This is a genomic window from Halomonas sp. PBN3, assembly GCF_000475415.1.
GTDB classification, from domain to species: Bacteria; Pseudomonadota; Gammaproteobacteria; order Pseudomonadales; family Halomonadaceae; genus Halomonas; species Halomonas shengliensis.
The window spans coordinates 1-6,438 of the sequence record NZ_AXCA01000058.1 but is presented as its reverse complement, the minus strand read 5'-3'; the positions used below and the strand labels follow the sequence as shown (position 1 = coordinate 6,438).

At 69.8% G+C, this 6,438-nt stretch carries 5 protein-coding genes; 3 read left to right on the top strand and 2 right to left on the bottom strand.

Annotated features, from left to right (window positions below):
* Positions 1-120: 120 nt before the first annotated feature.
* Entirely contained in the window at positions 121-921 is an 801-nt protein-coding gene (locus Q673_RS22810; protein WP_023004966.1) for an alpha/beta fold hydrolase, read from the top strand.
* Here Q673_RS22810 and Q673_RS22805 read toward each other — a convergent pair.
* Together Q673_RS22805 and Q673_RS22800 are read right to left on the bottom strand one after the other, a co-directional pair.
* Positions 910-4,836, bottom strand: coding sequence for an AAA family ATPase (locus tag Q673_RS22805; protein WP_023004965.1), 3,927 nt, complete (start codon positions 4,834-4,836; stop codon positions 910-912). The two genes, Q673_RS22810 and Q673_RS22805, sit on opposite strands and share 12 nt — an antisense overlap.
* A gap of 35 nt (positions 4,837-4,871) precedes the next feature.
* Complete coding sequence (locus Q673_RS22800; RefSeq protein ID WP_023004964.1) at positions 4,872-5,534, bottom strand: tRNA-(ms[2]io[6]A)-hydroxylase; 663 nt, start codon at positions 5,532-5,534, stop codon at positions 4,872-4,874.
* Positions 5,535-5,712: 178 nt separating this feature from the next.
* Between Q673_RS22800 and vapB the strand changes: the two genes are divergently transcribed.
* Entirely contained in the window at positions 5,713-5,943 is a 231-nt protein-coding gene (vapB, locus tag Q673_RS22795; RefSeq protein WP_023004963.1) for a type II toxin-antitoxin system VapB family antitoxin, read from the top strand.
* Positions 5,944-6,351, top strand: a complete 408-nt coding sequence (gene vapC, locus Q673_RS22790) for a type II toxin-antitoxin system tRNA(fMet)-specific endonuclease VapC (RefSeq protein WP_023004962.1) — start codon at positions 5,944-5,946, stop codon at positions 6,349-6,351.
* Positions 6,352-6,438 lie beyond the last annotated feature (87 nt).

Below are 6,438 nucleotides of genomic sequence, written 5' to 3'. Positions count from 1 at the left end.
GACGGGTCAATCCATACCAGGAGCGCAGCTTGCTGCGCGAAGGCAAAGGCTCCCGAGTCTGGGGGCCCCACCTCCGCGAACTGAAGCCGGGGCTTCGGATCACGAAAGAAGACCGCTTTCATGATGACACTTCAAGGCAAGCTCACCCATCTGATACGACTGCCCCTGCTCGCCGCTCTCTGCGGGCTGCTGGCGGGATGCGCGGTATCTCAAGGTGGGCTGGCGTCGCGCCTGCCGGCGGAGCACACCGCCCGCCCCATCGCCCTGGAGGGCGATGGCTTCCGGCTCGCCGCGGCCGAACGGCCCGGTGACGGGGAGAGCGTCGTGGTCTTCATCGAGGGCGACGGCCGCCCCTGGGTCAGCGGTGGCCGACGCGTCTCCGATGACCCCACCCCGCGCCACACACCCATGCTGCAGCGCTTTCTCGAAGCGCCACCGCCAGCCCTCTACCTGGGCCGGCCCTGTTACTTCGGCATGGGCCCCGAGGCGCTATGCCATCCGGCGCTCTGGACCTTCTCCCGGTACTCGACGCGGGTCGTCGCGGCGATGCACGCCGGACTCCGCGGCTGGCTCGATCGCCAGCCCGGCCAGCGGCAGGTGACGCTGATCGGCCACTCGGGCGGCGGCGTGCTGGCACTGCTGCTGAGCGAAAGCGTCCCGGAAGTGAAGCGGGTCATCGCCTATGCCACCCCCGTGGATATCACGCGCTGGAGCCGCCTCCATGGCTTTACCCCGCTCTTCGACTCCGTGAACCCGGCGGAGAGAGCGGCGTGGCGCCACGACGTGCGGCGCGTCCTGGTCTTCGGTGAGCAGGATCGCCAGGTCCCTCCCTCCGCCTTTTCGGAGGCTGCCGAAAGGCTTCTCGGCGCCGAGGTCGTCGTTATCCCTGGCGCCGATCATTCCATGGGGTCAGACCCCTAAGTGGAGTGAGGGGTCTGACCCCACCAGGCGTGGCTGGGCGCGGTCGAGCAGGCTGTGCCAGCGGGTGAGGATGGGAGCGTCGCTGTGGTGGACCTCGGCGAGCAGGCGACGGAAGGCCTGGCGGGCCGTGGCGTCGGCGGGGTCGACCAGGGTGAGCCAGGTCTCCAGGGCGGCGATCTGCTGGTGCAGGTTGCCGTCGTGGCGGGCGTGCTCCTGGGCCAGCTCGATCAGGGCGACGATCTCCTCGCGAGGGTGACCGAGCAGGTGGCGCACCCGGGCGAGCTGCACCGCGAGCTCCGGCACGAACAGGGTGGTGCGCTCGCGGGCCAGCACCAGCGCCTGGTCGAGGTACTCCTCGGCGCGGGCGTGCTCGCCCAGGGCGATGCAGGCATCCACCAGCCACAGCGAGGGACGGGTGTAGGGGTCGCGGCCGGTGAGCTCGGTGAGCTCCTCCTGGGTGGCCTGGATCTGGGCAAGGCCGTCGCGGTCGCCGGCGATGGCGCGCTGCCAGCCGAGCACGCCGCGAGCGGCCATCTGCCAGAGGTGCAGGTCCGGCGTGCCGGTGAGCTCATGGGCGCGCTCGGCCCGCGCGGCGGCGAGGTGCACATGGCCCAGCTGGCGGTAGAGGGCGGCGGCGTACATCAGCGCCATGGCCAGGCTGCCGAGGTGGCCGATGCGCTCGGCCAGGCGGATGGCGGACTCCACCTGGGTCTCTGCGCGGCGGTAGTCGCCGCGCAGGCAGAGCGTCCAGCCCTGGAAGCAGGCGGCGGCTACCTGGGGGTGGTCCGAGAAGGGCAGCCACTCGATCATCATCTCGGACTCGAGGGGGTTGATCTCATCGAGGTGGTCGTAGGCGAGCGGGATACGCCCGGCCCAGTACTCGCAGCTGGCCTGGGCGTACTCCGCCAGGCGCGCGTAGCGCGGATCCTCGAGCTCGCGGGCCAGGTCGGCCAGCTTGGCGGCCAACCGGAAGGCATCGGCGTGGGCGTGGCGCTGGCTGCAGCCCACCCACAGCCCCCACTTGACCAGGAAGGCCTGCTCCAGGTCGACGCTCTCGCCCTCCTCGGCCAGCGCCTGGGTCAGCTCCCGGGCGCGCACGAAGCTCTCGTGGGCGGTGCGCGAGCCATGCCCCTCCAGGGCGAAGGCGGCCTGGCCGCGCACGGTGAGCAGGCTGATCTCGCGCTCGGTCTGCCCGGCCACCTGGCGCAGGCTGACCAGGCCGAGGTCGGCCATCTTCAGGGCGGTGCGGTTGGCGCTGACCTTGAGCGCCTCGCGGGCGGCGAGCTCGTAGTAACGCGCGCCGCGGGCGTAGTGTCCGCTGCGCCGCAGGTGGGTAGCGAAGTCGCCGGGGTGGCGGCTGATCCACATCGGGAAGCGCCCCTCGATCAGCTCCACGACCTGGCGGTGGATGGCGGTGCGTACGTCCCGCGGGCAGGAGAGGTAGGCGGCCTCCTGCAGCAGCTGGTGGGTGAACTGAAACTCGCGGCCGGCGTCATCGCCCTCGGCGGGCTCGATGATCTCCAGGCGGCGCATCTGCTCCAGCGCCTGGGTGAGGCGCGCGCCGTCGAGCTCGCTGCACTCGGCCAGGAAGTCGTAGCGGAAGCGCCGCCCCAGCACCGCCGCCACATGGGCCACCTCGCGGTCGCCGTCGAGCTGGTCGATGCGGCTGGCAAGCAGGCCGAGCAGGCCATGGGGCAGCTCGTCGAGCTGCACACTGCGCCCCTCGCGGCGGTCCATGTCGACGCGGCGCACGATCTCCTGCAGGTAGAGCGGCACGCCGTCGCAGCGCTCGATGATCTGGCCGCGCAGGCGTGGGCTGATATGGATGCGGTAGCGACGCGCCAGCTGGGAGAGCAGCCGCGAGGACTGCATGGCGTCGAGCTTGCCGAGGGTGATCTGCTGGTCCCAGTGCAGCTTGGCGGGCAGCCCCTCGCGGCCGTGGTGGCTGGCCACCAGCATGAAGGCGCAGTTGATGGGCAGGCGCGCCTGCAGGCCGGCCAGCACCTTGACGCTGGGTTCGTCGAGCCACTGCAGGTCATCGATCATCAGCACCAGGGTGCGCTCGGCGGCGATGCGGCCGATCAGCCGCTGCAGCAGGCCCACCACCAGCTCCACCGCCTCGCCGCTCTGGCTGAGCTCGGCCACGGCGTGGGTCTCGCGCGCGCCGAGCGCCTCCTCCAGCAGGCGCAGGCGTGCCTCGTCGCACTCCGGCATCTCGAGGGTCTGGCACAGCGCGGCGAGGCTCTCGGCGTCAAGGGCATGGCCCAGGTGCCAGCGCAGCAGCTTGCGCGCCACGCCGTGGGGCTCCTGCACCGAGAGGCGGGTGGTGGGCTGCCAGCAGATGGCGGCGTCGCGGCTCTGCTCCAGCTGGCGGAAGCCCACCATCAGTGCCGACTTGCCCATGCCGGAGGGGCCGCGCACCAGCACGCTCTGGCGCAGGCCGATGCCGGCGCGCGCCAGGGCGTCGCGCAGGGTACGCAGCTGGGACTCGCGGCCGACCAGGCTCGGCGGCAGCGCCTCGCGGCCGCCCTCGTTGGCCCCGAGTACCAGGGCGCGCAGGCGCACCCGGCCGTCGCTGGCCACCAGCCGCGAACTGAGCCGCGGCTGCAGGTCCAGCGCCGGCGGCATGTGCTGGCTGGCCTCCTGGGAGATGACTAGCTCGCTGCCCTCGGCGGCGCTCATCAGGTCCAGCGCCCCCTGGGTCACCTGGCCCAGCGGGTCGACCAGGCGCCGTTCGGGCAGGTAGACCACGCGGCCGCTGTTGAGGCCGGCGGCCAGCTCGATGCGCGGCGGCTCGCCCTCGCCGCTCCAGTGGCGACGCGACTCCTCCGGCAGCATGCGCCGGCAGTGCTCGTAGAGGGCGACCAGCTCGGCAAGCTGGTGGGCCGGGCCGTGGGTGCCGAAGCAGGCCAGGCCCAGGCCACCGGTGGCGCCGGGCAGCCAGAAGCCGCCCAGGTGGTGGCACTGCTCCTCCAGCCAGCGCACCAGCTCGGCCTGCAGCATCAGGCAGGCACGGCTGGCCGCGCGGGTGGAGAGGTCGCCCTTGAGGCGCAGGCGGATGGCCATCACCGACAGCTGGCGCTGCTCGATCTCCTCCTCGCGCAGGGGGGAGTCGTCCGGGGACAGGGTGCGCGAGAAGCCGGCCGCGGCCGCGCCGGCGGCATCGGCCTGGGCGTCGGACCAGTAGCGCGCCAGCTGCAGGAAGCCGGGCTCGGGCTGCTGGCCGGAGAGCGCCAGCAGCTGCAGGTAGGCGTTGTACTGCTCATGGGCGGCGGCGAGCTGGCCCTGCTCGGCCAGCTGGCGCACCAGCCGCTCGTGGAAGGGGCCATAGCCGGAGAAGCGGTTGACCAGGGTCTCGAGCAGGGTATCGGGGACCGACTCGAAGCGCTCGAGCACCGCCTCGGCGAAGCGGATCACGCGCTGGCGCCAGTCGTTGCGCACCTGCACCAGCCAGCGCTGGTACTCGGAGCAGCTGGCGATCTGCAGCTCCTCCACCAGGTCCCCCTGGTAGTGCTCGAGCAGCGCGGCCAGGGTCGGCAGGTCGCGCTCGTACTCCAGCAAGCGCTGGACGTCGTGGAGGTCGAGGCCCCAGGCCGGGGGCAGCTGGAAGGCGATGGTCTGGCGCGAGACCACCAGCACCTCGTCGGCGCTCTCGCCCAGCGACTGGCGCAGGCAGTGCAGCGCGTGGCGCAGGTTGGTGCGCCCCGACGACAGCCCCTGGTCAGGCCACAGCAGCTCGGCGAGAGTGGCGCGGCTCACCGGCTGCTGGTGCAGCAGCAGGTAGACGAGCAACGCCTTGACCTTGTCGTAGCTGAACTGGGTCAGGGTGTCCTCGCCCAGGCCGAGCGAGAAATGGCCGAAGAGGGTCAACCGAGCCTGGGTCGGGGTATCGGTGACGTCGGAAGCATCCCGCATCGTGGTTTTCCTGCGTCCTGGTCGGCGGGCCGGGATCAGGCCGGCACACCGCTGTGAAAACGAAAGGCCGTATCCGGCTCTTGTATGAGCGCCGCTTCGCGTTCGGCGAAGAAGGCGATTCGGGACTCGATGGGCGCATCGGTAAGGTGCCGCGCCAGCATCAGGTAGTCCTCATAGTGGCGTCCCTCCGACTTAACCAGAGTGCGATAGAACTTGGCAAGCTCGGCGTCGAGGTGGGGGATCAGCCGGGCGAAGCGCTCGCAGCTGCGCGCCTCGATGAAGGCACCGATGATCAGGATGTCGCACAGCCGCTCGGGGTCGTTGGCGCGCACGTGGCGGCGCAGCCCCTCGGCGTAGCGCGAGGCACTGAGGTGGCGATAGGCGATGCCGCGTGCCTCCATCAGCTTGACCACCTGCTCGAAGTGCAGCAGCTCCTCGCGGGCCAGCTGGCTCATCTTGGTCAGCAGCAGCGGCTGGTCGACGTAGCGGTAGAGCAGGCTCATGGCGGTGGAGGCCGCCTTCTTCTCGCACTGGGCGTGGTCGATCAGCAGCAGCTCGGGGTTCTCGAGCGCCCACGCCACCCAGGCATCGGGGGTGCGGCAGGCCAGAAACGCCAGCAGCTCGTCGGAGAGCAGCGCCTCGGCCTCGGCCACGGCGGCATCAGACACGGCAACAGGCTCGGTCAGGGTCTCGGACATGATCGGTTCGCGTCTCACCGGGTGAAGATAACGTTAAAACGTCATGGTAGCGCGAACTGAGTCCGGATAGGAGGGGATTCGACCTTGGTGGGAACCGGCCTGCCATATCCCTTTGACATATCCCATCATGCGACTAGGATTGAATGGCACACCTACCACAACCTCAAGGAGCCGCACCTTGGAACAGGCAGCCGTGTTCAAGACCAATCGCAGCCAGGCGGTTCGGCTACCCAAGGCCGTCGCCCTGCCTGAGGACGTTAAACGCGTGGAGATCATCGCCATCGGCCGCACGCGGATCATCACCCCGGCCGGGGAATCCTGGGACAGCTGGTTCGACGGCCCGCCGGTCTCGGCCGACTTCATGGCCGACCGGGACCAACCCCCCGAGCAGGAACGCGAGGCCTTCTGAATGCTCAAGTACCTGCTCGATACCAATATCTGCATCTATACCATCAAGAACCGTCCACCCGAGGTGCGCGAAGCCTTCAAGCGGCATCACCATCAACTCTGCATCAGCACCATCACCCTGATGGAGCTGATCTATGGAGCGGAGAAATCGGCAGCGCCAGAGAGAAATCTCGAGGTCATAGAGGGCTTCGCTGCGCGCCTCGACGTGCTCGCTTATGACAACGAGGCGGCTGCACACAGCGGTCAGCTAAGGGCCGAACTCGCCCGCGGCGGCACTCCCATCGGTCCCTATGACCAGATGATTGCCGGCCATGCCAGATCCCGCGGCCTGATCCTGGTAACCAACAACCGGCAGGAGTTCGAACGCGTACCGGGGTTAAGGGTGGAGGATTGGGTGAACTCCAGGTAAACCCTGCAGCTGATGTGGGAGCCCGGATTCCGGGCGATGGCGCCGACAGGTGCCTGGCTGTGTTGTGGTGGCCTCTTCCATCGCCGA

Bases quoted from the DNA above. Each gene is read 5' to 3' on its own strand.
- Q673_RS22805 (WP_023004965.1), bottom strand. From the start codon at position 4,836: ATGCGGGATGCTTCCGACGTCACCGATACCCCGACCCAGGCTCGGTTG.
- Q673_RS22800 (WP_023004964.1), bottom strand. From the start codon at position 5,534: ATGTCCGAGACCCTGACCGAGCCTGTTGCCGTGTCTGATGCCGCCGTG.
- Q673_RS22810 (WP_023004966.1), top strand. From the start codon at position 121: ATGATGACACTTCAAGGCAAGCTCACCCATCTGATACGACTGCCCCTG.
- vapC (WP_023004962.1), top strand. From the start codon at position 5,944: ATGCTCAAGTACCTGCTCGATACCAATATCTGCATCTATACCATCAAG.